This is a genomic window from Microbacterium sp. Au-Mic1 (genome assembly GCF_021341785.1).
GTDB lineage: Bacteria > Actinomycetota > Actinomycetes > Actinomycetales > Microbacteriaceae > Microbacterium.
In genome coordinates this window covers 293,951-319,273 of record NZ_JAJTTF010000005.1, presented here as the reverse complement: position 1 = coordinate 319,273, position 25,323 = coordinate 293,951, and the positions used below count along the sequence as shown (strand labels likewise).

23 protein-coding genes are annotated in these 25,323 nt (G+C 70.3%); 8 read left to right on the top strand and 15 right to left on the bottom strand.

Features of this window, described 5'->3' with window-relative positions; translation table 11 throughout:
* Positions 1 to 31 precede the first annotated feature (31 nt).
* Positions 32 to 1,678 carry an acyl-CoA dehydrogenase family protein gene (locus LXM50_RS09285; protein ID WP_233311031.1) on the top strand — a complete coding sequence of 549 codons (1,647 nt, stop codon included), beginning with the start codon at positions 32 to 34 and terminating at the stop codon, positions 1,676 to 1,678.
* A gap of 63 nt (positions 1,679 to 1,741) precedes the next feature.
* Here LXM50_RS09285 and LXM50_RS09280 read toward each other — a convergent pair whose 3' ends face one another.
* The 4 genes from LXM50_RS09280 to LXM50_RS09265 all read right to left on the bottom strand — a co-directional run bounded on the left by LXM50_RS09280 (position 1,742) and on the right by LXM50_RS09265 (position 8,405).
* The gene (locus tag LXM50_RS09280; RefSeq protein WP_233311030.1) at positions 1,742 to 3,238 is read right to left on the bottom strand and encodes a sugar porter family MFS transporter; all 1,497 of its coding nucleotides are present in this window, start codon (positions 3,236 to 3,238) and stop codon (positions 1,742 to 1,744) included.
* A gap of 243 nt (positions 3,239 to 3,481) precedes the next feature.
* The gene (locus LXM50_RS09275; protein ID WP_233311029.1) at positions 3,482 to 5,203 is read right to left on the bottom strand and encodes a phospholipase C; all 1,722 of its coding nucleotides are present in this window, start codon (positions 5,201 to 5,203) and stop codon (positions 3,482 to 3,484) included.
* A gap of 272 nt (positions 5,204 to 5,475) precedes the next feature.
* The gene (pntB, locus tag LXM50_RS09270; protein ID WP_233311028.1) at positions 5,476 to 6,873 is read right to left on the bottom strand and encodes a Re/Si-specific NAD(P)(+) transhydrogenase subunit beta; all 1,398 of its coding nucleotides are present in this window, start codon (positions 6,871 to 6,873) and stop codon (positions 5,476 to 5,478) included.
* Positions 6,870 to 8,405 (bottom strand): Re/Si-specific NAD(P)(+) transhydrogenase subunit alpha, encoded by a 1,536-nt coding sequence (locus LXM50_RS09265; protein WP_233311027.1) that lies wholly within the window; start codon positions 8,403 to 8,405, stop codon positions 6,870 to 6,872. The genes pntB and LXM50_RS09265 overlap by 4 nt, the downstream gene beginning before the upstream one ends.
* A gap of 180 nt (positions 8,406 to 8,585) precedes the next feature.
* Between LXM50_RS09265 and LXM50_RS09260 the strand changes: the two genes are divergently transcribed.
* The 4 genes from LXM50_RS09260 to LXM50_RS09245 are packed head-to-tail and all read left to right on the top strand — an operon-like array spanning position 8,586 to position 11,863.
* The gene (locus LXM50_RS09260) at positions 8,586 to 9,011 is read left to right on the top strand and encodes a hypothetical protein (protein ID WP_233311026.1); all 426 of its coding nucleotides are present in this window, start codon (positions 8,586 to 8,588) and stop codon (positions 9,009 to 9,011) included.
* A gap of 55 nt (positions 9,012 to 9,066) precedes the next feature.
* Positions 9,067 to 9,825 carry a TerC family protein gene (locus tag LXM50_RS09255; RefSeq protein WP_233311025.1) on the top strand — a complete coding sequence of 253 codons (759 nt, stop codon included), beginning with the start codon at positions 9,067 to 9,069 and terminating at the stop codon, positions 9,823 to 9,825.
* The gene (locus LXM50_RS09250; protein ID WP_233311024.1) at positions 9,822 to 10,562 is read left to right on the top strand and encodes a potassium channel family protein; all 741 of its coding nucleotides are present in this window, start codon (positions 9,822 to 9,824) and stop codon (positions 10,560 to 10,562) included. Before LXM50_RS09255 ends, LXM50_RS09250 begins: the two co-directional genes overlap by 4 nt.
* Positions 10,562 to 11,863, top strand: coding sequence for an esterase family protein (locus LXM50_RS09245; RefSeq protein ID WP_233311023.1), 1,302 nt, complete (start codon positions 10,562 to 10,564; stop codon positions 11,861 to 11,863). Before LXM50_RS09250 ends, LXM50_RS09245 begins: the two co-directional genes overlap by 1 nt.
* A gap of 34 nt (positions 11,864 to 11,897) precedes the next feature.
* Here LXM50_RS09245 and LXM50_RS09240 read toward each other — a convergent pair whose 3' ends face one another.
* Positions 11,898 to 13,196, bottom strand: coding sequence for a cation:proton antiporter (locus LXM50_RS09240; protein WP_233311022.1), 1,299 nt, complete (start codon positions 13,194 to 13,196; stop codon positions 11,898 to 11,900).
* 22 nt (positions 13,197 to 13,218) lie between these two features.
* A complete protein-coding gene (locus tag LXM50_RS09235; RefSeq protein ID WP_233311021.1) occupies positions 13,219 to 14,160 on the bottom strand; it encodes a LysR family transcriptional regulator in 942 nt (313 codons plus the stop codon).
* A 97-nt stretch (positions 14,161 to 14,257) separates the two neighbouring features.
* Here LXM50_RS09235 and LXM50_RS09230 point away from each other — a divergent pair, with 97 nt between their 5' ends.
* Complete coding sequence (locus LXM50_RS09230; RefSeq protein ID WP_233311020.1) at positions 14,258 to 15,292, top strand: YeiH family protein; 1,035 nt, start codon at positions 14,258 to 14,260, stop codon at positions 15,290 to 15,292.
* Between the two features lie 55 nt (positions 15,293 to 15,347).
* Here the strand turns inward: LXM50_RS09230 and LXM50_RS09225 are convergent, their stop codons facing one another.
* The 5 genes from LXM50_RS09225 to LXM50_RS09205 all read right to left on the bottom strand — a co-directional run bounded on the left by LXM50_RS09225 (position 15,348) and on the right by LXM50_RS09205 (position 20,458).
* Entirely contained in the window at positions 15,348 to 16,364 is a 1,017-nt protein-coding gene (locus LXM50_RS09225) for a magnesium and cobalt transport protein CorA (RefSeq protein ID WP_233311019.1), read from the bottom strand.
* A gap of 141 nt (positions 16,365 to 16,505) precedes the next feature.
* Positions 16,506 to 17,756, bottom strand: coding sequence for a serine hydrolase (locus LXM50_RS09220; protein WP_233311018.1), 1,251 nt, complete (start codon positions 17,754 to 17,756; stop codon positions 16,506 to 16,508).
* A 151-nt stretch (positions 17,757 to 17,907) separates the two neighbouring features.
* On the bottom strand, positions 17,908 to 18,609 hold the full coding sequence (locus tag LXM50_RS09215; RefSeq protein WP_233311017.1) for a response regulator transcription factor: 702 nt from the start codon (positions 18,607 to 18,609) through the stop codon (positions 17,908 to 17,910).
* Complete coding sequence (locus LXM50_RS09210; protein ID WP_233311016.1) at positions 18,606 to 19,886, bottom strand: histidine kinase; 1,281 nt, start codon at positions 19,884 to 19,886, stop codon at positions 18,606 to 18,608. The genes LXM50_RS09215 and LXM50_RS09210 overlap by 4 nt, the downstream gene beginning before the upstream one ends.
* Entirely contained in the window at positions 19,883 to 20,458 is a 576-nt protein-coding gene (locus LXM50_RS09205) for a hypothetical protein (protein ID WP_233311015.1), read from the bottom strand. Before LXM50_RS09205 ends, LXM50_RS09210 begins: the two co-directional genes overlap by 4 nt.
* Before the next feature lie 229 nt (positions 20,459 to 20,687).
* On the opposite strand from LXM50_RS09205, the gene LXM50_RS09200 reads away from it, so the two are divergent.
* Positions 20,688 to 21,758: a hypothetical protein gene (locus tag LXM50_RS09200; protein WP_233311014.1), complete on the top strand. Its 1,071-nt coding sequence runs from the start codon at positions 20,688 to 20,690 to the stop codon at positions 21,756 to 21,758.
* Positions 21,759 to 21,902: 144 nt separating this feature from the next.
* Positions 21,903 to 22,556 carry a response regulator transcription factor gene (locus LXM50_RS09195; RefSeq protein ID WP_233311013.1) on the top strand — a complete coding sequence of 218 codons (654 nt, stop codon included), beginning with the start codon at positions 21,903 to 21,905 and terminating at the stop codon, positions 22,554 to 22,556.
* 4 nt (positions 22,557 to 22,560) lie between these two features.
* On the opposite strand, the gene LXM50_RS09190 is transcribed toward LXM50_RS09195, so the two are convergent.
* From LXM50_RS09190 to LXM50_RS09175, 4 genes are all read right to left on the bottom strand, one after another.
* Entirely contained in the window at positions 22,561 to 24,312 is a 1,752-nt protein-coding gene (locus tag LXM50_RS09190) for a histidine kinase (RefSeq protein ID WP_233311012.1), read from the bottom strand.
* Positions 24,313 to 24,385: 73 nt separating this feature from the next.
* Complete coding sequence (locus LXM50_RS09185; RefSeq protein ID WP_233311011.1) at positions 24,386 to 24,667, bottom strand: hypothetical protein; 282 nt, start codon at positions 24,665 to 24,667, stop codon at positions 24,386 to 24,388.
* Positions 24,664 to 25,065, bottom strand: a complete 402-nt coding sequence (locus tag LXM50_RS09180; RefSeq protein WP_233311010.1) for a hypothetical protein — start codon at positions 25,063 to 25,065, stop codon at positions 24,664 to 24,666. Before LXM50_RS09180 ends, LXM50_RS09185 begins: the two co-directional genes overlap by 4 nt.
* Positions 25,062 to 25,262: a peptidoglycan-binding protein gene (locus LXM50_RS09175; protein WP_233311009.1), complete on the bottom strand. Its 201-nt coding sequence runs from the start codon at positions 25,260 to 25,262 to the stop codon at positions 25,062 to 25,064. Before LXM50_RS09175 ends, LXM50_RS09180 begins: the two co-directional genes overlap by 4 nt.
* Positions 25,263 to 25,323: the final 61 nt, after the last annotated feature.

The following is a 25,323-nucleotide window of genomic DNA, read 5'->3' as shown; positions in this document are numbered from 1 at the left end:
TCGGATCAGACCGCGATCGAAGGGGATCCGCATGGCGACGCACACCGTCACGAACCAGGCGCCGCCGCGGGAGGGCGTGGACGAGTTCGCACTCGACCTCCCCCTCGTCGAGGGTGTGCGACGCCACGGCGCCTCCTGGGCCGAGCCGGAGCTCACGGCGACCGGGCAGCTGGTCGGCTCCGCCGCTTTCCAGCACGACGCCGAGCTCGCGAACGTGCACGAGCCGGAGCTCGTCGCGTTCGATCGCTGGGGACGCCGCCTCGACGAGGTCGAGTACCACCCCGCGTACCACCGGGTGATCGGCGCCGCGGTCGCCGCCGGAGCCCACACCGCCGCCTGGGCGGATCCACGCCCCGGCGCGCAGGTCGCCCGCGCCGCGCAGTTCCTGCTGCTCGCGCAGATCGAGCCGGGGCACGCCTGCCCCGTGTCGATGACGCACGCGGTCGTCCCGGCGCTGCAGCAGTTCGGGTCCGCGGCTCTGCGGGACGAGTGGATGCCGCGGCTGCTCTCCCGGGACTACGCCCCCGACCTCAGCCCCGGCAAGACCTCCGCCCTGTTCGGCATGGCGATGACGGAGAAGCAGGGCGGATCCGATGTGCGCGCGAATCGCACCTCCGCGGCGCCGGCCGGTGACGGGTCCTGGATCCTCACCGGGCACAAGTGGTTCTGCTCGGCGCCGATGTCCGACGGCTTCCTCGTGCTCGCCCAGGCGCCGGCCGGACTCAGCTGCTTCCTCGTGCCGCGCGTGCTGCCGGACGGTTCACGCAATCCGTTCCTCATCCAGCGCCTCAAGGACAAGCTCGGCAACCGCGCGAACGCCTCGAGCGAGGTGGAGTTCGACGGAACCGTCGGCTGGCTCGTGGGCGAGGAGGGCCGTGGCGTCCGCACGATCATCGAGATGGTCAACCAGACGCGCCTGGACTGCATGCTCGGCACCGCCGCGGGCATGCGCCAGGCGACCGCCGAGGCGATCTGGCATGCGCAGCACCGGTCGGCCTTCGGCGCGCTGCTGGCCGACCAGCCCGCGATGACGCAGGTGCTCGCCGACCTCGCCGTGGAGGCCGAGGCCGCGATCGCTTCCTCGCTGCGGGTCGCCGCGGCCTATGAGTCCGACGCGCCCGCCCAGGACGAGCCGTTCCGCCGGCTGGCGACGGCCGTGCTCAAGTACTGGATCTGCAAGCGCGGGCCCGGCCACGCCTACGAGGCGCTGGAGTGCCTGGGCGGCAACGGCTACACCGAGGCGTTCCCGCTCGCCCGGCGCTACCGCGAACAGCCCGTGATGGCGGTGTGGGAGGGATCCGGCAACGTCATCGCGTTGGACGTGCTGCGCGCGATCGCCCGCGAGCCCGAGACCGCCGACGCGCTGCTCGCCGAGGTGCGCCTCGCCGCCGGGGCGGACGCACGCCTCGACGCGCACGTGGCCGGCACCGAGAAGCTGCTGCGCGCGGCGCAGCGCGATCCCGCATCCGCCGAGGCGCAGGCCGGGGCGCGCCGGCTCACCGAGGCGCTCGCGGTCGCCCTGCAGGGCTCGCTGCTGCTCCGCCACGCGCCGCACGAGGTCGCCGACGCGTTCGCGGCCTCCCGGCTCGGCGACGTACGGGGCTTCCTCTATGGAACCGCCCCCGCCCGGGCCGCCACCACGATCGTCGCCCGTCACGCCGGCGCGCACGGGGAGTGAGCGACGTCCGGAGCGTCCCGCACGAGCAGAGACTGCGCGGCGGGCGCGGGGCCCGAGCCCGCGTCAGTCGCGGACGACTCCACCCGCGGAGCCGTCCTTGTGCTGCAGCGGGATCATCCCCGTGGCCTCGTCCATCGCCTCGAGCGACATGCCCTTGGTCTCGTTCACGAACTTCGCCACGAACAGCAGCGACAGCAGGGCGAAGGCGGCATACAGGCTGTAGGCGAGGCCGAGCGAGAGGCTCTTCAGCGGCGGGAAGGTGACGGTGATCACCCAATTCGCGGCCCACTGCCCGGCGGCGGCGAGCGAGAGCGCCGCCGCACGGAACCGGTTCGGGAACATCTCCCCCAGCAGCACCCACACCACGGGCCCCCAGCTCATGCCGAAGAACACGACGAACAGGTTCGCCGCGACAAGTGCGATCGGGCCCGCGGCGCCGACGAGGTGCGGGTCGCCGTTCGCGTTCAGCGGGGCGGTGCCGAAGCAGACCGCCATCGTGGCGAGGGTGACGATCATGCCCGAGGATCCGACGAGCAGCAGGGGCTTGCGGCCGACCCGGTCCACGAGCATGATCGCGGCGATCGTGGTGACGATGTTCACGACCGAGGTGAACACGCTGATGCCGAAGGACGCGCTCTCCTGGAAGCCGACCGCCTCCCAGAGGATGTTGGAGTAGTAGAAGATCACGTTGATGCCCACACCCTGCTGAAACACCGACAGCAGCAGACCGACCCAGACGATCGCGTAGAGCCCGCCACCGGGCTTGCGCATGTCGCGCCAGCTCGGCTTGACGTCGTGGTCGATGCTCTCGTGGATCCGGGTGATCGTGAGATCGAGGTTCTTCTCGCCGAGCAGGATGGTGAGCACCTTCCGCGCCTCAGGGATCCGGTGCTTCGCGATCAGGTACCGCGGCGATTCCGGGATGGTCGCGGAGAGCACCCCGTACAGGATCGAGGGCACGGCCATGGCGAGGAACATCCAGCGCCAGGCGGGCAGCCCCAGCCACAGCGTCTTGTCCGCTCCGCCGGCCGCCGTCGCGAACAGCCAGTCCACCAGCAGCGACAGGAAGATGCCGGTGACGATCGCCATCTGCTGCAGCGATCCCAGCCGACCGCGTATGCGGGCCGGTGACGTCTCGGCGATGTAGGCCGGGGCGATCACCGAGGCCATGCCGATCGCGACGCCGCCGACCACGCGGAAGATCACCAGGGTCCACAGCTCGGGGGCGAGGCCCGTCACGATCGCGCTGATCAGGAACAGCACCGCGGCGATCTGCATGACCCGCACGCGCCCGATCCGGTCGGCGAGACGCCCCGCCGTCATCGCGCCGGCTGCGGCGCCCAGCAGCGCCGATGCCACCGCGAAGCCGAGGAGGGCGTCGTTCACCCCGAAGGCCGTCTTGATGGAGGCGACCGCGCCGTTGATCACGGCGCTGTCGTAGCCGAAGAGCAGGCCGCCGAGTGCGGCGACGGACGCGATCTGGACGATGCGCTTCCCGTCGCCCGCGTCCTCCTCCCCGTAGATCGACGGCTCTTCAGCGGATGCGGCGAACTCGCTCATCGGTCGTGTCCTCTCCCTCGAGATGCACGTTCCCGGAGGACCACGACATCGTCCGGCGGGACTTCGTGGTTCGTTCGTACGCCCTCTGCGACGGATCCGCAATCGCCACGCCGCGAGTCGCCGAACCGGGATATCGGTGACGACGGCGACGGCCCGGCCGCTCACTCGGAGCGCCCGGGCCGTCGTGTCCGTGCGCGGACCGGCTCCGGAGGAGTCCGGCCCGCGCGGCGTGCCGGTGGGACGTCAGCTGCAGCCGCCGCCCTGCCCGAGGTGCTTGCCGTTGTTGCCGTCGCAGTACGCCGGCTGCGCGATCGTGCCTGTCGCCGGATCCAGCGTCAGGTTCGCGTCCTTGCGCGGGTGGGAGAAGTCGAACATCGCGTCGAGCGATCCCGCGACCGCGTCCACCGAACCGCCACCGAGCCGGCCGAGGCCCCAGTTGTCCTCGATGAACCGCGAGATGGACGACTGCTGCGTGGCGGTGTGGTCGACGAAGTCCTTCTTCGCGAACGGCGACACCACCAGCAGCGGCTGACGGGGCCCGGGCCCGCAGCGGTCGGCGTAGCCGCCGAGGATCGGCGTACCGGAGGCCGCCGCGTTCAGGCACCAGGCCGCATCGTTCTGCGAGTCGTTCGACGCGTTGGTCACCGTCGCCGCGACATGGTCGTACCAGCCGTCGGAATCGTCGTAGGCAAGCACGATGGCCGTGGATCCCCAGTTCTTCGACTTCTGGATCGCGTTGATCTCGTTCACGACGAACGCCTGCTCGTCGATCGGATCCGAGTAGGAGGCGTGCCCGTCCTGATAGTTCGGCGCCTTCAGGTACGAGACCGCCGGCATGTTGTCGGTGTCGACCACCCGGTTGAAGGCGGTGATGTCGTACTGGTGGTTGGCCTGGCCGGCGTGCCCGATCTCAGCGTCGGAGGCCGGCGCGAGGTGGTGCGGGTTGGCCGTCGAGGCGAAGTACTGGAACGGCTCGTGGTGCGGGTTGTAGTCGGTCGACGAGACGCCGGCGATGTTCGTGTGCGTCGTCGTGCACTGCGCGTAGTCCACGCCCTTGATGGTCTTGGTGCCCTGCGGCGTGAATCCGCCCTGGAACCAGCCCCACGACACGTTCTTCTCGTTGAGCAGGTCTCCGATGTTGCGGCCCTGCATCGCGGCGAGCGCGTAGCTCTTCGCATGGCTGCCGTCGGAGCAGTCGTCGAACGCCGGATCCGGATCCTCCGTCATGGTGCCGACGCCCTGCGCGTCCGGGCTCTTCACCGTGTACGGGTCGGGCGTGGCGGTCTGCGCACCTGTGAACGGGTCGACGCTGATGACCCCGTGGGTCTGGCCCGAGACGAGGTTGAGCGCACCGGGGCTGGACGGGCCGAAGGTGTCGGAGAAGCTGTTGTCGCTGAGCGCGTAGTGCTGGGCGTAGTTCCACAGCCCGGTGACGGTGTTGCCGTCGTAGTAGTCCATCGTCATGCCCGGGGTCGCGTACCGGGGGTCGCCGGGGTTGCCGCACGTATCGGTGCTGGTGTTCTCGACGAAGCGGTCCATGGCGCCGCCGTTGTACGCCTTCTGCTCCGCGAGGTATTCGTGATCCTGGTCGCACGTGACCGCCTGACCCGGCGTGAGCCGCTTCGGCTGCACCGAGTTGGGGTTGTTCGGCGCGAGCAGGCCTGCGTTCGCGAGCGTGGCGATGTCGGTCGGGGTGTCCTTCGCGGCGGTGAACGCGGACGCCGCCGCGCCGGTGCCCTGGACGGTCTCGCCCGCGACGTTCGCCGCGTTCGGGTAGGTCGCGAAGTAGTGGTCGAAGGACACGTTCTCGCCGAAGATCACGACGACGTGCTGGATCGGGGTGGACGTGGCGGCAGCGGGGCGCGGAGCAGCGGCGGCCGGCAGCGCGCCGGCAGCACCGCCGGCCGCGGCCACCAGGACGAGGGCGCCGAGCGCCCCGGCCGTGCCGAGTCGGGAACGGGACATCGAGGGACCTTTCGTGAGAGGAGGGGGCCTCGGTGCCGTGAGGACGCCAGGCGCTCCCGGCATCGGGTCCCGCACCGACGGTAGGCCTGCACGACCGCCGACGACAGGGGTCGCGGGCATCATTCCCGATCCGTTCACCGGATCCATCGGGTTCTCCCAGGAATGGGCCCCGCGACGACGCGGACGCGCTCAGGAACGCCGGCCCGCCCGCCTCATGCCGAGGGCCGGCCTCCGTGCAGGAGACCGGCCCTCGGTGCGCTCGGCGGAGCCGATCACAGCGCCGCGATGATGTCCTCCACGCGCTGCTTGGCATCGCCGAAAAGCATCTGCGCATTCTCCCGGAAGAACAGCGGGTTCTGCACGCCCGCGTAGCCGGCGGCCATCGAGCGCTTGAACACGATCACGTTCTCGGCCTCCCACACCCGCAGCACCGGCATCCCGGCGATCGGGCTGCCCGGATCCTCCGCCGCCGCGGGGTTGACCGTGTCGTTCGCGCCGATCACGAGCACCACGGAGGTCGACGCGAGGTCGTCGTTGATCTCCTCCATGCTCAGCACGATGTCGTACGGCACCTTCGCCTCGGCGAGCAGCACGTTCATGTGGCCGGGCAGGCGCCCCGCGACCGGGTGGATGCCGAAGCGCACGTCCACACCGCGCTCGCGCAGCTTGGACACGAGGTCGGCGACGGGATACTGCGCCTTCGCGACCGCCATCCCGTAGCCCGGCGTGATCACGACGCTCTTCGCGCCGGTGAGCATCTCGGCCGCGCTCTCCGCGGTGATCTCGCGGTGCTCGCCGTGCTCCTCGTCGCCCGACGCGGAGGCCACGATCCCGAAGCCGCCGGCGATGACGGACAGGAACGAGCGGTTCATCGCCTTGCACATGATGTACGAGAGGTAGGCACCGCTGGATCCGACCAGCGCGCCGGTGACGATGAGCAGGTCGTTGTTGAGCAGGAAGCCCGCCGCGGCCGCCGCCCAGCCGGAGTAGCTGTTCAGCATCGAGACGACGACGGGCATGTCGCCGCCACCGATCGAGGCGACGAGGTGCCAGCCGAGTGCGAACGCCAGCACGGTGATCGCGATGAGCAGCCAGAGCTGCTGGTCGATCACGAACCACACCGTGAGCACCAGGAACGCCACGAGCGCCAGGACGTTCAGCATGTTCTTGCCGGGCAGCATGAGCGGCTTGGAGGAGATCCGCGCCGACAGCTTGAGGTAGGCGACGATGGATCCGGTGAAGGTCACGCCTCCGATGAAGATGCCGATGAAGACCTCGGCGTTGTGGATGCCGACGAGGGACGGTGCGATCTCCGTGTGCGCGAGGTGGCCGTTCCAGCCGACCAGCACCGCGGCGAGGCCGACGAAGCTGTGCAGCAGCGCGATGAGCTCCGGCATGCCCGTCATCTCGACGACCTTCGCGCGCCACAGACCGATTCCGGCCCCTACGAGCACGGCGATGAGCAGGAGGACCAGCCCGATCACGGCGCCGCCGGACCAGGCGTGCGCGACCGTGAGCGACACGGTCGCGACGAGCGCGATGGCCATGCCGGAGACGCCGAAGATCACGCCGGAGCGCGCGGTCTCGTGCTTGCTGAGACCGGCGAGGCTGAGGATGAACAGTAGTGCCGCGACGATGTATGCGGCAGTGGAGAGAGCCCCGACGGTCACTTCTGGCCGCCCTTCGTGAACATGGCGAGCATGCGGCGGGTGACCGCGAACCCTCCGAAGATGTTGATGGATGCGAGCAGCACCGCGATCGCGGCGATGACCTGGACGACGGGGTTCGGATCCGTGATCTGCAGCATCGCGCCGACCACGATGACGCCCGAGATGGCGTTGGTCACCGACATGAGGGGCGTGTGCAGCGCGTGGTGCACCTTTCCGATCACGTAGAAGCCGATCACCACCGAGAGCGTCAGCACCGTGAAGTGCTGCGGCAGCGGCGCCGGGGCGAACGCGTTCACCGCGAACAGCGCCGCGATGCCGAGCACGATGAGCAGCGCCTTGCGGCCGGCCGACATGCCCTTCTTGGCGGGGATCTCGACGGGCTCCGCGACAGCCTTGGCCGGGGCGGCGGCGACCTGCACGGGCGGGGGCGGCCAGGTGACGGCACCGTCGCGCACCACCGTGACCGAGCGCTGCACGACGTCGTCGAAGTCGATCGTTAGCACTCCGTCCTTGCCCGGGGTGAGCAGGGCGACGAGGTTCGCCACGTTCGTGCCGTACAGCTGCGAGGCCTGGGCGGCCAGCCGCGAGGCGAGGTCGGTGTAACCGAGGATGATCACGCCGTTCTCGGTGACGATGCGCTCGCCCGCGACGGATCCCTCGACGTTCCCGCCCTGTCCCGCCGCCATGTCGACGATGACGCTGCCGGGCTTCATCGCGGCGACGTCCGACGCCGTGATGAGGCGCGGGGCGGCCCTCCCCGGGATGAGCGCCGTCGTGATGATGATGTCGACGTCGGCGGCCTGCTCGGTGTAGATCTCGGCGGCGCGGCGGTCGTACGCCTCGCTCGTGGCCTTCGCGTAGCCGTCGGAGGACTTCTCGACCGCGACGTCGACCGGCAGATACTCGCCGCCGATCGAGGTCACCTGATCGGCCACCTCGGGGCGCGGATCCGTGGCGCGCACGATGGCGCCCAGACTGGATGCGGCGCCGATCGCCGCGAGGCCGGCGACGCCCGCGCCTGCCACGAGGACCTTGGCCGGCGGCACCTTGCCCGCGGCGGTCACCTGGCCGGTGAAGAACCGGCCGAACTCGTGCGCGGCCTCCACCACGGCACGGTAGCCGGCGATGTTCGCCATCGAGCTCAGCACGTCCATCGACTGGGCCCGCGAGATGCGCGGCACCGCGTCGAGCGCGAGCGCGGTGATCCCGCGCTGCGCGAGGGACTCCACGAGGTCGGGACGCAGCGCCGGCGAGAGCAGCGCGATGAACGTCGCCCCGTCGGAGAGCAGCGCGATCCGCTCCGGATCCGGCGGCGTGATCGCCAGCACGATCTCGCTCCCCCACGCCTGTTCGCGATCGACCAGCGTCGCCTCCGCGGCCGCGTAGGCCTCGTCGGGGTACGACGCGGCGGATCCCGCTCCGTGCTCCACGACCACCTCGTGACCGAGCTTCCGAAGCTGTGCGACCGTCGCCGGGGTCGCGGCCACGCGCGCCTCGCCCGCAGGCTCGCGCACGATGCCGATGACTGCCATAGCTACCTCCTCTGTGCCCGTCGGCCATGACGGGGCTCCAGGCGACCTCGCCCGGACAACCTGCTCAGAGTACTGAGCCGGACGGCGGGGATCCCTCGGCTTTTCGCGATCTTACGCGCAAAGAATCGCGGATCTTTACAGTCCGACAACGCCCGGCACTCCGCGCGTAGGCTCGAGGTCATGGCACCGGATCCTCGGCTGAAGGCACTGCTCGGCGACTGGACGGGGACGGAGGAGCTCTTCCCCACGGCGTGGACGGAAGCGGGATCGGCCCGCGGTGCGCTGAGCGTCGAACCCGGTCCCGACGGGATCCTCCTGGACTACGTGGAGTCGCGCGACGGAGCCGACAGCGCACCCCTCGTCGCTCACGCCGTGGTCGCCGGCGCGGGGTTCTGGTGGTTCGACACGTACGGCTTTACTCCGGCGACACCGGGCACCGCGGTCTGGGAGGACGATGTCCTGGTGCTCGACCGGCGCTCCGACCGCGGCCGCACCGTGACCCGGTTGCGTGCGGACGGCGACCGGCTGATGCTCGAGCTGGACACGGCGGTGCCGGCGGACGCGGATCCGTCGCCTCTCGTGCGCGGGATCTACACGCGCGGCTGACCTCCGGTCCGGTGACCTCCGGGGCCTCGCGCGACTCGGCCCCTACGATGAGCGGGTGGACCTCTCTCTTGCGGTGACCCCTGACCTCCTCGCGGTCTTCGTCTCGCTCTTCATCCTGGAGGTCGTGCTCGGCGTCGACAACGTGATCTTCATCTCGATCCTGGCGTCCAAGCTCCCCCAGGAGCAGCAGGCGAGGGCGCGCAGTCTCGGCCTCACCCTGGCGATGGTGATCCGGGTCGTGCTGGTGTTCTTCGCGGGATGGATCATCACGCTGAAGGAAGACATCGTCGTGCTGTTCGGGATCGGGTTCTCCGTGAAGGACTTCATCCTGATCGCCGGCGGGCTCTTCCTCGTCTACAAGGCCGTCACTGAGATCCACCACAAGCTCGAGGGAGCCGACGAGGAGCACGACGTGTCGATGAAGCGGATCACGTTCCGCTCCGTCCTCGTGCAGATCCTCGCGCTCGACATCGTGTTCTCCCTCGACTCGGTCATCACCGCGGTCGGCATGACCGAGAACGTCATCGTCATCGTCACGGTGGTCGTGCTCTCGTTCGTGGTCATGCTGTTCGCGTCGCGCTTCGTGTTCGCGTTCGTCAACCGGCACCCCACGGTGAAGATGCTCGCCCTGTCGTTCCTCCTGCTCATCGGCGTCTTCCTCATCGCCGAAGGGTTCGGAGCGCACATCGACAAGGCCCTGATCTACGCGCCGATGGCCTTCGCGATCCTCGTGGAAGCACTGAACCTGATCGCCTCCTCCCGCAAGGCGAAGCGCGAGAGCCTGCGCACCCAGAGGGAGGCGTCCGTGCAATGAAGCGCTTGACGACGGCTCTTCGGCGCGCCGGATACTGGCTGGTCCTCGCCCTGATCGCCCTCTCCTACGTGCTCTGCGCCGCACAGGAGGGGGCGGACCCCAGCGCCATCGCCTTCCTCGCGCAGCTCGCGACGCTCGTCGTGGTGCTCTGGGTCGCAGATGCGGAGCATGGCCTGCAGCGCGCGAGCTGGGTCCTTCTCGCCGTGGCCGTCCTCGCCGTCGTCGCCGTCGAGATCGCCGGAACGCGAGGGCGCGTGGTCGACCTCGTGCTGGCGATCGCTTCGGCGTTCGCCTGCGTGCTCGCCGCCTCCGCGATCATCGCTCACCGCATGCGCCTGAGGCGCCCCGGCGTGCAGAACCTGATCGCCGCCGTCTCGGCCTACGTCCTCGTGGGGATGCTCTTCACCTTCGTCTACAACCTGGCCGCCCAGCTCTCACCGGCCGCTGTCCTCGACGGACCCCACGGCGACTCCTTCCGCGGGCAGCTGTTCTTCTCCTTCACCACCCTGACCACCGTGGGATACGGGAACGTGGTCCCCGTCGGCCCCGTCCTCGAGAGCGTCGCGATCGCCGAGGCCATCACCGGCCAGCTGTTCCTGATCGTCACGGTCGCCAGCATGATCTCCGGCGGAGCCATCCGTCCCGGTGGTGATCGGCCCGCGACGACCGAGCACCCCGATCCGTCGGTGTCATCGGTCGCGGATCCGGACACCCTGCCCCGACGTCAGGAGCTCTGATGACCTGGTTCCTCCGGCTGAACGTCATCGACGGTCCGCTCCCGCTCACGGTCTGGGCGCTGACTCTCGTCGCCATCGTCGTGCTGCTGATCCGGCGCCCGACACCGGCGTGGCTGTGGCGGATCGTGATCGCCGTCGCCGTCGGGGTCGCGCTGGGCGTCGGGCTCGTGGCGTTCGCGAACATCACGCACCTGTTCGGGCCCGCTCTCCCGTACGCGTGCTGGTTCTGGGTGCCCGGCGGATTCGCGGCGATCCTGTTCGGCATCGTCTCGTTGTGGGAGCGCGGAGTCTGGCGGAAGATCGTCGCGGTCCTCGCGGTCATCCTCTCCCTGCTCTCCACCGCGCTCGGCGTCAACGCCGCGTTCGGCATCAACACGACCGTCGGGTCGATGCTCGGGGTGTCGGCTCAGGACGACATCCATACCCTGCCCACCCCCGGCCCCACCGAGACCAGCAGCGGGCCCCTGTACAAGACCTGGAAGCCCCCGGCTGACATGCCGGCGCACGGCACCGTCGGCCAGCTCGCCGGAGACAAGGCGATCCCGTCCACCGCAGGCTTCGCACCACGCAACGCGTCGGTGTACCTCCCGCCCGCCGCTCAGGTCAAGAACCCGCCGCGACTGCCGCTGGTCGTGATGATGATGGGCTACCCGGGAAGCCCCGAACCCTCGTTCATCGCGTCTGCGCTCGACGCCCTCGCGGCGAAGAACAACGGCCTCGCACCCATCGTGATCGTCGCCGATCAGCTCGGAAACGAGAACCAGGATCCCATCTGCATCGACTCGAAGAAGTACGGCGGGGTCTCGACCTACTTCAACACCGACATCCCCGCCTACGCCGCGAAGAACCTGAACATCGACCTGGACCACAAGACCTGGACGATCATGGGCTACTCGAACGGCGGCGCATGCGCATTCACCTGGGCCACGCATCACCCTGACATCTGGGGCAACATCGTCGCGATCTCTCCCGACGAGTACCCCGGCGTGGAATGGCGCGATGAAGCCATCAAGACCATGTTCGACGGCGACACCGCCGCGTTCGACGCGAACAAGGCCGCCGCGGGCATCGCCGCACACCCCGGCGCCTTCACCGGCCGCCTCGCGGTCTTCACGGTCGGGGGGAACGACCCCGGTTACATTCCCGGCACCCAGCGCAACGCGAAACTGGCCGAGGATGCGGGGTTCGCCACGACGTTCCACGAAGTGCCCGGCGCCGGGCACGTCGCCGACGCCCTCAACGGCGGCATCCCGTTCGCGATGGACCTGCTGTACAAGCACCTGGGCCTGTCCGCGCCCTGAGCGCGGCTGCGCGCGAGGGCGGGTCGGGCTCCGCTCAGCCCTGGGCCACGCTCCGCTTCTCCAGCGCCCGCAGCGCGAACGGCGCCGCAACGCCGTGCAGCAGGATGCTGCCGACGACGGTGACGACCATGACCAGCAGCACGGCATTGCTCTCGACGCTGTCCGTCTCGAAGGCGTTGTAGGCGAGCAGGCCGAACACGATGGTCGCGGTGCCTCGCGGACCGAGCAGACCGATCCGCACGCGATCGCCGCGGCTGACGGAACTGCCCATGAGCGACAGGTACACCGGACCGAGCCGCAGCAGGGTGAGCGCGAGCAGTGCGAGCACCAGGACACGCCAGTCGAACGACGACGTGAAGGCGACGAGTGCGGCGCCGCCCAGCATGAACCAGACGAAGTTCGCCGTGAGAGTGCCCACTTCCTCGACCAGCAGCAGTTCGGCGTGCGGGATCACGCGCTCCTGCATGCCTCGTGTGCGGGTGACGCGGTAGATGAGCCCCGCCACGAAGGCAGCCACGAAGCCGTTCGCCTCGATCGCCGGGATCGTCGCGATGCCGTAGGCGATGAGCGGCAGCAGCAGCATCGCGTAGCGCGCACCGCCCTCGTTCGCGATGCCCCGGTCGCGGGCGGCCCGCAGCGCCAGTCCGATGACGCCGCCCAGCACGACGCCGATGAGGATGGCCGAGACCGTCGCGGGAACCGCGTTGACGAAGGCCTCCACGAACTTCTCACCGCTGTGGCCGAGCTCCTTGTCGTCCATGGTGACCGTGTCGGATCCGGTCGCGATCATCTTCTCCACCAGCGGGGCGAGGACGACGGCGATCGGCAGCGCCATGCCGAAGATCGGCGACACCAGCCCGTCGTTGTAGCCGCTCTCCACGTTCAGGATCGCGCGCATCCGCTCCGGCAGGAGCCTGGTGCGCAGCAGTCGCGTCGCCGGTGCGAAATCGGTCGGCATGATCACGCAGGCGATGACCACGGCCGCCACGAGTGCCTCCGGGAGGAGGAAGGCTCCGGCGATGGCGGTGAGGATCAGCGACAGCGGCAGCGCGATCAGCACGAGCCGAGCCGTGACCTTGCCCTCTCCGCCGAAGATGCCGCCGCGCACCTCGGTCGCGTCGGCGAAGAGCAGGATCGACAGGATGACCTCGACGATCTTCTCGGTCAGCGGCGCGTCGAGCGCCGCCGCGTAGGTCGGCAGGTCCCACACGGTGGTCGCGGCGCCCAGCACGAGCAGCATCGCGGGGCCCGCCACGCCCCACCGCTCGAAGCGATGCGACACCAGCGACCACAGCAGCACGGCGGCGAGGCCGAAGAGCACGAGCGGGGGCATCCGGATCCTTCCTTGAAGACGATCAGAGAGTACCGCGGCCCGGGCGCACCCGTTCCCGCGCCGTCGCCACGGCCACCTCGATCAGCTCGCGGCCGGCTGGGGAGAGGTCGCGCGCTCCTCCGCGCCAGAGCGCCGTGATCGGGCGGATGACCGGTTCCCCGGCGGTGCGCACCGCCCGCAGCCGCCCCAGCCGGATGTCGTCGGCGGCTTCGCGGCGGGACATCACGGCGGCGCCCAGTCCGCCGGCGACGGCGGACCGCACCGCCGCCGAGGTCGGCAGCACCACCGCCGGCTCCGCGGCGTCTCTGCCGAGCCGGCGGCGCACCTCGTCCTCCCAGGCGCGCCGGGTGCCGCTGCCCTGCTCGCGGGCCACGAGCGGCTCGTCGGCCACCGTGTCGAACTCGACGGGGCCGCGACCGTTCCAGGGGTGCTCAGGCGCCACGACCAGCACGAGCTCGTCCTGGTCCACCATGGTCGCGCCGAGGTCGACCGGCACCTCGGTCGATTCGATGAACGCGAGATCCGCATGCCCGTCCCGCACCAGTGCAGCGGCGTCCGTGCTATTGCCCGAGAGCAGCTGCACGGCGGTCGGCGTGCGCCCGATCTCGACCTGGCGCCGGCGGAGTGCGACGAGCCACAGCGGCAGCAGCCTGGCCGACACGGTCTGGCTCGCCGCGACGGTGAGCCGCGCGCTGCTCTCGCCGCGCAGGGTGCGCGTCGCGGTGCGGAACCGTCCGACCGCCGCCAGCACGTCGTCCGCCCAGGACGCGACGACCTCGCCCTCGAGCGTGGGCCGGGTGCCCGATGGGGAGCGCTGGAACAGCGACAGTCCGAGCTGGCGCTCCACCGCGCGCAGTCGCGCCGATGCCGACTGCTGGGTCACGCCGGTCTCTCGTGCCGCGCCGGAGATCGAGCCGGTGCGCACGACGGCGACCAGCAGTTCGAGCGATCCGAGGTCGGGCATCGTTCCGTCTGTCACCGTGCTTGCCACAGTCCACGACTGTACCCCTATCGAACACCGCCGGATACCGCGGAGGACGCCGGCGGACGAGCCTGGATCCATGATGTTCCGCCCTGCCCGCACGTTCCCCTCCCGCCTCGTCGCACGCGGGGTGGACGTGCTGCCGGGCCTGGCGCTCACCGTGCCGATCGCCGTCGCCGCGAACCTGATCGGCACGGCGGTCCCCGTGCTCGGATCGGCCCTGCCCGCGATCGTGATCGGCGTGGTCGTCGCCGTGATCCGCCGACCCGGCGCGCGGTTCCAGCCCGGCGTGGAGTATTCGGGCCGGTTCCTGCTGCAGCTGGCAGTGGTGCTGCTGGGCGCGCAGCTGTCGCTCGACGCGATCCTGCGCGTGGGCGCGGAGTCGCTGCCGGTCATGCTGTCCACGCTCACCGTGTGCCTGCTGGGCACCTGGATCATCGGGCGGGCGCTGCGGGTGCCGCAGCGGCTGCGGACGCTGATCGGCGTCGGCACGGGGATCTGCGGGGCTTCCGCGATCGCCGCCGTGTCCCCGGTGATCGGCGCGCTCAGCGCGGAGGTGTCATACGCGGTGTCGACGATCTTCGTCTTCAACATCCTCGCCGTGGTGCTGTTCCCCCTGCTCGGCCACGCCCTGGGCATGGATCCGCACACCTTCGGACTGCTCGCCGGCACCGCCGTGAACGACACCAGCTCCGTGGTCGCCGCGGCGAGCGTCTTCGGCGCGGCCGCGCTCGGCTACGCCGTCGTGGTGAAGCTCGTGCGCACCCTGTTGATCATCCCGATCTCGATCGGGCTCTCCGTGATCGAGTCGCGCCGGGCCGTCGAGGGGCGCCGGATGACGGTGCGCGGCGTGGTCGGGCTGGTGCCGTGGTTCCTCATCGGATTCCTGGTCGTCGCGGTGATCGGATCCCTCGGGGTGATCCCCGCAGGTCCCCGCGAGGCGATGGTGCAGGCGAGCGGGTTCCTCATCGCCACCGCGATGGCCGGTATCGGGCTGTCCACCGACGTCGCAGCGCTGCGCAGAGCCGGCTGGCGGCCGCTCCTGCTCGGCGCCATCCTGTGGATCCTGGTCACCGCCACCGCCCTCGCCGTGATCGCGCTGACCGGATCCTGACGGGCACCCTCCCTGCGGCGTCCTCGCTCAACGACCCCGAGGGGGGCGGATCCTGTTACAGCCAGCCGCGCTTCTTGAACACCAGGTACAGCACGAAGGCGCCGCCGACCATCAGGCCGATCGCCATCGGGTAACCGAACGGCCAGGCCAGCTCAGGGATCACGTGGAAGTTCATGCCGTAGATGCCCGCCACGATGGTCGGCGCGAAGAAGATGGCGGCCCAGCTGGAGATCTTCTTGACCTCCTCGCCCTGCCGGATGCTCTCCTCGGTCATCCGGCGCATCTCCTCGTTCTGACGCCGGGCCACGATCGTCGCCTCCACGGTCAGCGCGTTGTCGAGGTTCGCCCGGAAGGTCGAGACCCGCTCCGACAGGGTCAGGATGTGGTCGAGCACGTCGCGCAGGTAGCGCTGCAGCTCCAGATCGACTGCGTACTTCGCGGATCCGCGCAGCAGGTTCTCGAGCATCGGCTGCAGCGGCTGCGTGGCCTTCTGGAAGTCGATCACCTCGCTCGACAGCTCGTAGATGCGCTGGGTGACATCGGACTCCTCGAGGAACAACTGCGCCTCGATCTCGTCGATGTCGTTCTCCAGGCCGTTCAGCACCGGGGTGTACTCATCGACCAGTTCGTCGAGGATCGCGTAGAGCACGGCCTCGGGGCCGCGGGCGAGCAGCTCGGGATCGTGCTCCATGCGCCCGCGCACCCGGCTCAGGCTGGGCGTCTCGGCGTGCCGGATGGTGACCACGAAGTTGGGCCCCACGAACACGTGCAGCTCGCCGAACTCGACCTCCTCCGCGACGTCCAGATAGCGGGCAGGGCGGAGCACGATGAACAGGGTTTCGCCGTAGCGCTCGAGCTTGGAGCGCTGATGTCCGGTCAGCGCATCCTCCACGGCCAGCTCATGCAACCCGAACTCCGCGGCGACCTGACGCACCTCCTCCTCGCTGGGGCGATACAGGCCGATCCAGCCCATGCCTTCGCGGGCGTGCATGAGCTCGAACGTCTCGTCCAGCGTGTGCGGGGTGTCGGTGCGGACGCCGTCCACATAGATGCCGTTGTCGACGATCGCCATGGTTGCTCCTCGGGTCGTGCGTGCGCTTCGGCCTTCAGGCCGGCCGAATCGCGGGAGGCGTCGAACGGACCCGTCAGCTGCCTTCCGACAGCCGATCGGGCCCGGGGACGCGGGATTCCCGCGCGCGGCGGGACTCTCGCATCAGCCCTGCGGCAGCGGGCAGATGGCCGCGCCGTCGACCGCCTTAGCGTAGTCGTCCGAGGTGAACGGCAGGGCGAACTCCGGAGCGGTCCTGCCCTTGCCCGCAGGCGCCTTGGAGGCGATCGCGGCGAGCTCGAACGCGAGGTCGCCCGCGAACGCGTCGCCGACGGTGGAATCGTTCAGCACCACGGCGACCGTGAAGCCGGTCGCGGGGTCGGAATAGGCCGCCGTCAGGTAGCCGGGCGTCCCGCCGTGCTGGCCGATCATCGACCCGACCAGCCTCGCACCGCCCGCGGCCTGGTACCAGGTCGGAGCATCGTCCGCGATGCGCAGCGGCGTGCCGAAGCGCTTCGGGGTCTTCTTCAGGCGCAGCGCCTGCTCGGCCTCGGCCTGCATGTACCGCCCGAGGTCGGTGATCGTGGAGACCACTCCCGAGTCGGTGTAGCCGTTGCTCGACGAGCTCACGGTGATGTCCGTGGGCTTCGCGCACTGATAGGCGCCGTCGACCTGAGCCAGGTAAGAGCCCTTCAGCGCAGGCGACGGGGTGGGCGCGGCGGCCTGGGGACCGGGCAACGACGTGGAGCCCAGCCCGAGCGGGGCGGTCACGTACTGACGGATGAGCTGTGCCGCGGTCTGACCCGTGACACGCTCGAGCGCCTGCCCGAGCAGCAGATAGCCGGCGTCGGAGTCGCGGTAGCCGGTGTGCGGGGGCGTGCGGTTCTGTGCGAGCCCGTAGGACGCCAGTTCCTTCGGATCCCACTGCCGGTCGGGGTTGTTCAGCCACATCGGCATCGCCGTCGCCTGGGAGGAACCGATCCCGCCGGTGCCGTTGCACAGATCCAGCAGCGTGACGTCCTGCAGATCCGGGACACCGGAGACGTACTCGGTGATCGACGCGTCGAGCTTGACCGTGTCGCGGTCGGCCAGCGCGTAGAGCACGTCGCAGGTCATCAGCCGCGTGACGTCGCCGATGCGGAACGACATGTCGGTGCTCACCGGCGTCTTGTCCTCGACCGAGACGGTGCCGAGACCCGCGACGTAGCTTCCGCCCCACGGCGCCCACACGCCGACGATCGCGCCGCTCGATCCGCTCGCCGCCATCGCGCGCTGGACGGCCGCTTTGATCTGGTCCTGCATCTCGGACGGCAGTTCGCCCTGCACCTGCGGCTTCGGGGAGTACGAGGGAGCTGCCGCGTTGCCCGAGCATCCGCTCAACGCGAGTGCCGCCACCACGGCACCGGCGACCAGCACCCCTATCCGACGGCCTGTGATCCGACGCATTCGCCCCCCTGACATTCCTCACGATTGTAAGCGGCCCTTCTCAGGGCCGACGTCATCCCTGAGGATGATCCCGGACATCGGGTGAAGATCGTGATGTGCGGGATCCCCCGCCCACGCGATCTCAGCCCCGCCCCAGTCCTTTCGCGATCGCCTGTGCCCGATCGCGCACGCCGAGCTTGGCGAACAGCGCGTTGACGTGCGTCTTCACCGTGGCCACCCCGACGTAGAGCGCCTGAGCGATCTCGCCGTTCGACCGGCCCTGCAGGATGAGGGCGTAGACCTCGCGTTCCCGGGCCGTGAGCGCAGGGAAACGCGTGGTGAGCGCCGCTGCCGAGGCGGGATCCGGATCCGTGCCGGCGAGGGAGGGTCCGCGAGCATCCGGCGCGGTGGCGTCCGGAGCGTCGATCCGTCCCAGCAGCACGTCCCGCACCGGCGCCGAGAACGTGGACTGCCCCGCGGCGACCGCGCGGATCGCGGCGGCGAGCTCGGCCCGCCCCGCGTCCTTGGTGAGGTAGCCGCGGGCACCGGCGCGCAGCGCGGCGACGATGTCGGCATCGTCGGCGAAGGTGGTCAGCACCAGCACGGCGGTGCCCGGCGTCTCCGCCGTGACCTGCCGGGTCGCGGCGGCGCCGTCCAGCACGGGCATCCGCAGATCCATCAGGGCGACGTCGGGACGCGTCGCGGCGATGAGCGCCACGGCCTCCGCGCCGTCGGCCGCGGTGCCGACGACCTCGAAGTCCTCGACGAGGTCCAGCACCGTCTCCAGGCCGTCGCGGATGATCGCCTGGTCGTCGGCGAGCACGATGCGGATCCGCGTGGTCATGCCGGCGCCTCCACCCGCAGGACGAACCGGTCGCCCTGTTCGGCCCTTGGGGCGTGCGAGGGGCCCGGCTCCAGGCCGGCGCGGGCGGTTCCGCCGAGCGCGGCGAAGCGCTCGCGCACCCCGCGCAGCCCGTAGCCGCCGCCGGTCGCGACGAGCGACGCATCCGGCACGGCCGCCACGGGGACCGGGTTGTCGATCGTGCACTCCACCCGGTCAGGATGCCAGACCAGCCCGACGCGCACCTCTGCACCCGGCGCGTGCTTGCGCGCGTTGCTCAGCCCCTCCTGCACCGCGCGGATCAGCGCCTCGGCGAGCGCGGCCGGCACGGAGCGCGGCACGCCGACGACGTCGAGGCGGGCGTTCTTCTCACCGGTGACGAGTGCGCGGATCCGGGACTCGAGTTCGATCGGCGGCACGGGCTCCGCGGCGTCGGATCCGGGTTGCTCCGTCGGCTCGCGCAGTGCCCGCACGGCGTCACGCGCCTCTTCCAGCCCCTCCACGGCGAGTCGTCGCGCGGCCGTCACCCGTTCTGCCGCGCGACCGGCGTCGCCCGCATCGAGGAGCGCCTCCGCCGCGTCCAGTTGGACCACGAGTCCGCCCAGGCTGTGGGCCAGCACGTCGTGCAGGTCGCGGGCGAGCGCCACGCGTGCGGCGGTCGCCTGCGCCCGCAGCGCCTCGGCGCCCGCGCGTTCCCGCTCGACCAGGAGCACCCGCTGCGCCCGACGTCCGAGCCCCGCGATCACGCACAGCACGAGGGCGGCGACGATCCCGGCGAATCCGAGCACGTCGACCTCGGTTCCGGCCTTCCCCGTCGCACCGGCCTGCGCGAGCACGGCGCCCAGCGCGATCCCGAGCGCTCCCGCGACCGCGATGCCTCCGAAGACCGGCAGCGGCGTCTCGGGGTCGCTCGTGACGATCATCACCGCGACCACGAGCAGCGCCACACCCACCCCGCGCGTCGGGACGGCAGTGAGGCTGCCCGCGATCGTCATCGCGGCGAGCAGTCCGATCGCGAGCAGCGACGCCGGCACCGAGGCACGGGACTCCCCCGCCTGTGCGACCGGCGCCGGCGTCCCCACCGTCGGGACCGGATCCGTTCCGCCGCGCGTCGCCGCGACCAGGGTGCGGACCACCCAGGCCGCGAGTCCGATCAGAGCGAGGGCGGTGACCCAGGGAGAGACCAGGGGGGCGGCTCGCCACAGCCCGTAGCCGACGGCGAGAGCGCCGGCGAGATTGATGCCGGCGCTCCACCAGGTGAGCGGATTGATGCGGGTCACGAGACCATGATGCGCGCCGATGCGTCCTGCGCGGTGCTGCGGCGCAGTCCCTCGACCCGGTGGTGCAGCACCAGGATGCGCGCGGCGCGGTTCGCGGCGAGCACGAGCAGGATCAGTCCGCCCGAGATTCCGAGGTGGCTGCCGAACGACTCGAACGCGAACGTCAGGCCCACCCGCACGCCGATCAGCACGACCCACAGCGCCAGGCCCCACGGCGAGGTGCGGGTCTCGAACTCGGCGGCGGCCACGGCCGCGCTCTTGGCCGAGAGCCCGGCCGTGACCGGGGCGGCTCCGGCTGGTCGGGCGATCCGGCGGATGTGCGCGATCGCGCCCATCGCGGCGCCCACGACGAGGGCGATCACCATCTCGACGACGAACGCGACGACATCGATCACGCCGAGTCCGTGCCCGTTCAGCGACTGCAGCAGCAGGGCCACGCCGAGGATCGCCGCGACCGCGGGGAAGCTCCAGTCGCGGGCGCCGAGCACCGGACGCCAGGTCATCTGCCGGACGGCGATCACGCCGACCGCGACGAGGATCAGCAGGACGTTGGAGACGATCGAGAGGTTCATGTCCTCGATGCTCCTCGGATGCCGGATCCGGCGGCACCGCCCAGGGGTGGAGATCCGCGCCCGGCGGGTGGAGATCCGCGTTCCACCCCGCGATGTGGTGCAGGCACCACACGGTTGTGGTGGCACGACCATCGGCGCGAGGAACGGCGATTTCTAGCCTTTTCAGTACGAGAACTTCCCGGACCGGGATGCCGCAGAAGCCCCTCGCGGGCAGTGAGAGAAGGACACCATGAACACCACCAAGACCACCAGCAAGACCACCAGACGCCTCGTCGGAGCCGGGCTCGTCGGCGCGACCGTGCTCGGCTCGATCGCCGTCGGCGTCGCCACCGCCGCGCCCGCGTCGGCCGCGACCCCGGTACGCGCCGCGGCCACGGCAGATGTCACCCGCGGGTTCGACATCGTCAACACGACCAAGCACACCCTGGAGCTGACCGGGATCGGCAGCCCGGGCGAGCGCGATCAGTACCGACCGACCGGCACGAAGATCCTCCCCGGTCAGTCATACCGCTACGAGAAGGTCTACTACTTCGCCAAGCGCGGCGAGACGACCCTCACGTTCAACTACAGCGAGCCCCTGGCCGACGGCTCGATCCGGATCGGGGCCTTCGAGGCCACGCTCGTGGTGGACGCGTTCAGCGGCACCAACATCCGCACGGATGCCGGCGCCACCTTCACCGTCGAGAACCAGGGCATCACCGCGGGCCGGCTGATCCTGTCCGAGAAGGAGTTCTCCACGATCACCGTGCCCGCATCGGACGCGCAGCGTCAGGCCGAGCTGCTCAACCAGACCTGCGTCTCGGGTCTCGCGTCGTGCACGTTCACGCCGGTGACGAAGGTGGACGGTCCGGATCAGCGCAGGCTGGTCGCCGGCGGCGCGAACAACACCGACACGGCGCGTCCGGAGAGCTTCACCACCAAGGTCGTGGCCACCACCACCTCCTCGGTCGAGACGACCGGATCCGCCAAGCTGACGATCAAGGGGATCCTCGAGGCGGGACTCAGCCACAAGTACGGCGGCTCCTGGTCCGACACCAAGGAGACCACCAAGGTGCACAACTACACGATGAGCCCTTACTCGAACTACAACATGTGGTCGCGGTCGCTGACCGACCGGGTGACCGGCGACTTCACCGTCACGATGGGCAAGACCACCTGGAAGCTCACCGGGGTGTACTTCGACGTCCCGAAGAAGGACGCCGACCCGCTCTACGACAGTGTCGCACGCCCGCTGACCGACCAGGAGAAGGCCAACCTGCCGCAGGTCGCCGAGATCAAGCCGATCACGCCGACCGACTGACCCACTGGGGTGCTGGGGGATCCGAGGAACTGGGGAGCCACGGATCCGAGCCGCCGCCCGCGCCCGAGAGGGTGTGGGCGGCGGCTCTGCTCCGGTACTGTCGGCCTCACCGATGGGAGTCCGCATCGTCAGGCAGGAGCAGGTATGCGCGTCGTCATCGCCGAGGACGAGGTCCTGCTGCGCGAGGGCATCTCCCGGATCCTGACCGACGAGGGTCACGAGATCGTCGCGACGGCGGGTGATGCCGATGACCTGCTCGGCAAGACCCGCGCCCATCGGCCCGACCTCGTGCTCACCGACATCCGGATGCCGCCGGACTTCGCCGACGACGGCCTCCGGGCGGCGAAACGGATCCGCCAGGAACTTCCCGGTACGGCCGTCATCGTGCTGTCCCAGTACGTGGACACCACCGGCGCCATGGAGCTACTGGCCGACGGCGCCGCCGGTATCGGCTATCTGCTCAAGCGTCGCATCCTCAACCTGGAGGACTTCCTCGACTCCGTCCAGCGGGTCGCCGACGGCGGATCCAGCATCGACTCGGACGTCATCACCTCGATGGTGCGCCGCGAGGTCCGAGACCATCGCGACGGCGGCATCGCGCAGCTCACGCCCCGGCGGTTGGAGGTGCTGCAGCTGATGGCGCAGGGCTACAGCAACGCCCGCATCGCGCGCGAGCTCTTCGTGACGGAGAAGGCGGTCGCGCGCAGCATCGCCCTCATCTTCACGACCCTCGACCTGCCGCCGGATCCCGACGACCATCGCCGGGTCCTCGCTGTGATGCGCTTCCTGGACCGCTGAAGGCCTATCCGAGCGGCAGCTGCGCCCGCAGCGTCGTCCCGCCGCGCCCGGCCGGCTCGAGCGTCATCGTGCCGCCCAGGGTCTCGACCCGATCCCTGAGGCTGCGCAGACCGAACCCCGGAGCTGCCCCGGCCGGCCCCTTCCCGTCGTCGGTCACTGCGATCTGCAGGCGGCCGTCCCGCACGGTCAGGCTCACCACGATCTCCTGTGCACCGGCGTGCTTCACGGCGTTGGTCAGGGCCTCCGCGATCACGAAGTAGCCGGTCGACTCGAACTCGGCGCCCATCCGGTCGAGGGCTCCGGAGACCTCGACCCGCACCGGGATCCGGATCTGGTCGGCCAGCGCGGTGACCGCGGCCTCCAGCCCGTGGTCCTTGAGCCGGCTCGGCATGAGGCCCTCGACCAGGCTGCGCAGCTCGTCCAGGAGGGATCCGCAGCGTTCGGCGATCTGCGCCGCCTCCAAGCGCACGTAGTCCGCATCGTCGGCCTGCCGCGCCATCCGCTGCACGTCGATTCCGACCAGGACGATGCGCTGCTGGGCGCCGTCGTGCAGGTCCTGGGCGATCCGGCGGCGTTCGGCGTCCGCAGCCACGACGATCCGGCGGCGGGAGGTCTGCAGTTCCTCCGCGGCCACATGGAGCTGCTGGACGGCCGAGCGCAGCTCGACGATCAGGCGCTGCTTGTCCATCGCGAGTCCGAGCTGCCCGGACACCGTCGCGACCAGGCTCCGGTCCGCGATCAGCTCGCGGTCGTACAGGAGCGTGCCGGTGGGGGCCTCCGGCGGGCCGATCGGCCACCGGCCGCGTTCCGGGGGCACGGCGACAGGGCGCCCGTCGCTGTCGACGAAGCGGGAGGGATCCGCCCCCTCCGGGTTCGAGGCCCAGAGGACGCGGGCACCCGGGTCGCCCAGTGCCCGCGCCGCGAGGGTGTCGAGCAGGGCTGGGTCCATCGACGCCGCCGCGATGCCCGCTGCGGCCTCGGCGATCTCGCCCGCCCGACCGAAGGCGCCGAACGTCAGCCCGACGAGGAAGGCGATCGGCAGGCCGCCGAGCATCACCGATTGCACGACGGCGGCCGCCTGCTGGGCACCGGGACGGGAATCGAGGTGCAGGATCACGACGGTCGCGGCGATCACGGCGAGCGCCGCGAACCCGTAGCCGATGAACGGGAGCAACTGGCGCCGCAGCAGCGCAGGCATCCGTCCGAGCCCACGCCCGCGGAGCACGATCGTGACGATGAGCGTGCCGATCCCGACCGCCGCCTGGAGGGTCCAAGCGACCTCGGTCACGGCGGGCTGCAGGACCACGAGGATCTGGGGCGCCACGGACACGAGGTAGGCGACGGTCACGATCGCGCGGGCGGCACGGCTCGCCAGTCGCCCGGAGGGGAACGCGAGCAGCAGGTGCAGCAGCAGCGCCAGCGGCAGACTGGACGTCAGCGTGCCGAGGATGTGCAGGGCCGGGAGGTCGTCATCCTGCGTGCGCGACGCCCACAGCGCCAGCGCGGTCAGCAGCATCAGCCGGCCGATGCGGTTGTGCGGACGCCGTGACCAGGCGAGCAGGCCGGTGACGGTGTAGACGGCGACCAGCACTCCGTCGAGGAGTGATCCGCCGAGGCCTCGCGACGACGAGGGGACAGCGAGCTCGACGAGGCAGAGCGCGGCCATCAGGATCCCGATGCCGACCAGGGCGTCGCGCAGGCCCCGTCCTCCCGCCGCCGGGACGCGTCCGCCCGGAGGACCGTTGAGCCGTGTCATGGGTACAGGATCCCAGGACCGGTCGGTGTGCGGAATGGCGACCTGGCGAGGTGCCCGCCCGGACCTGATCCCGTCAGCGCTGCACCGGGGTTGCGGTCGATTCGCTCACCCTGGGGACGTTGGGTACGGTCACCACCAGCCCGAACGCCCCGGAGAGCAGAGATACGACGCCATTGATCAGTCCGATCGCACGAGTGGGGATATCGGTGCCCTGAGCGAGCTCCGGGAAGAAGGAGAACGTCAGTGCGGCGACTCCGGCGAGCAGGGACACCAGGTAGAGCCCTACGCCGATCCCGCGCCGAACCCGCGCATCGGCGATGACGGCACCGGGCGGGATCTCGATCGTCGTGGTCATACGTTCTCCTTCGTGCGCTGTGCATCATGGGCGCAGCGCGACACCCGCTCATGCTGCTCCGTGAGCTCGAGATGCTCGAGCCGCCGCTCGTCCTCGTCGAGCTTGACGCGGATCCCTTTCACGGCCTCCTCGGTGCGGTTGATCGCATCCCGGGTCGACAGCCCCGAGTTCGGAAACAGCTCGTGCTCGATCCGCTGAACGCGTTCCATCAGGCCAGGGCGAGCCGGCACACCCGCGCGCTCCGGCTCGCCGACGACGTCATCGATGAAGTTCGCGAGCTTCCTCACCAGCGGCATGACGCGCCATACGGCGAAGACCAGACCGGCGAGCGTCACCACGCCGAATCCCACATCCCACACCGATAGGTCCTGAAGCCACTGCTGGATCGCCGGGCTCACAGCGCTGCCTCGTTCGCCGCGTCAGCGCGCACCAGCGCGGCGCGTGTGAGCGGTCCGGGAACTCCGTCGATGCCGCCCTCGTATCCCCAGCGCGCCGCGAGCCAGCGCTGGATCGCACACCACATGCGGCGACCGAGCTCGTCGTCCGCATCGAGATACCCCCAGTTCGCGCGGAGGAACCCCGCGAATCCCGCCATGCTTCCGCTTCCGAAGACCTGATCCAAAGCCCCGTCGTAGCCATAGAGCCGTGCGATCTTC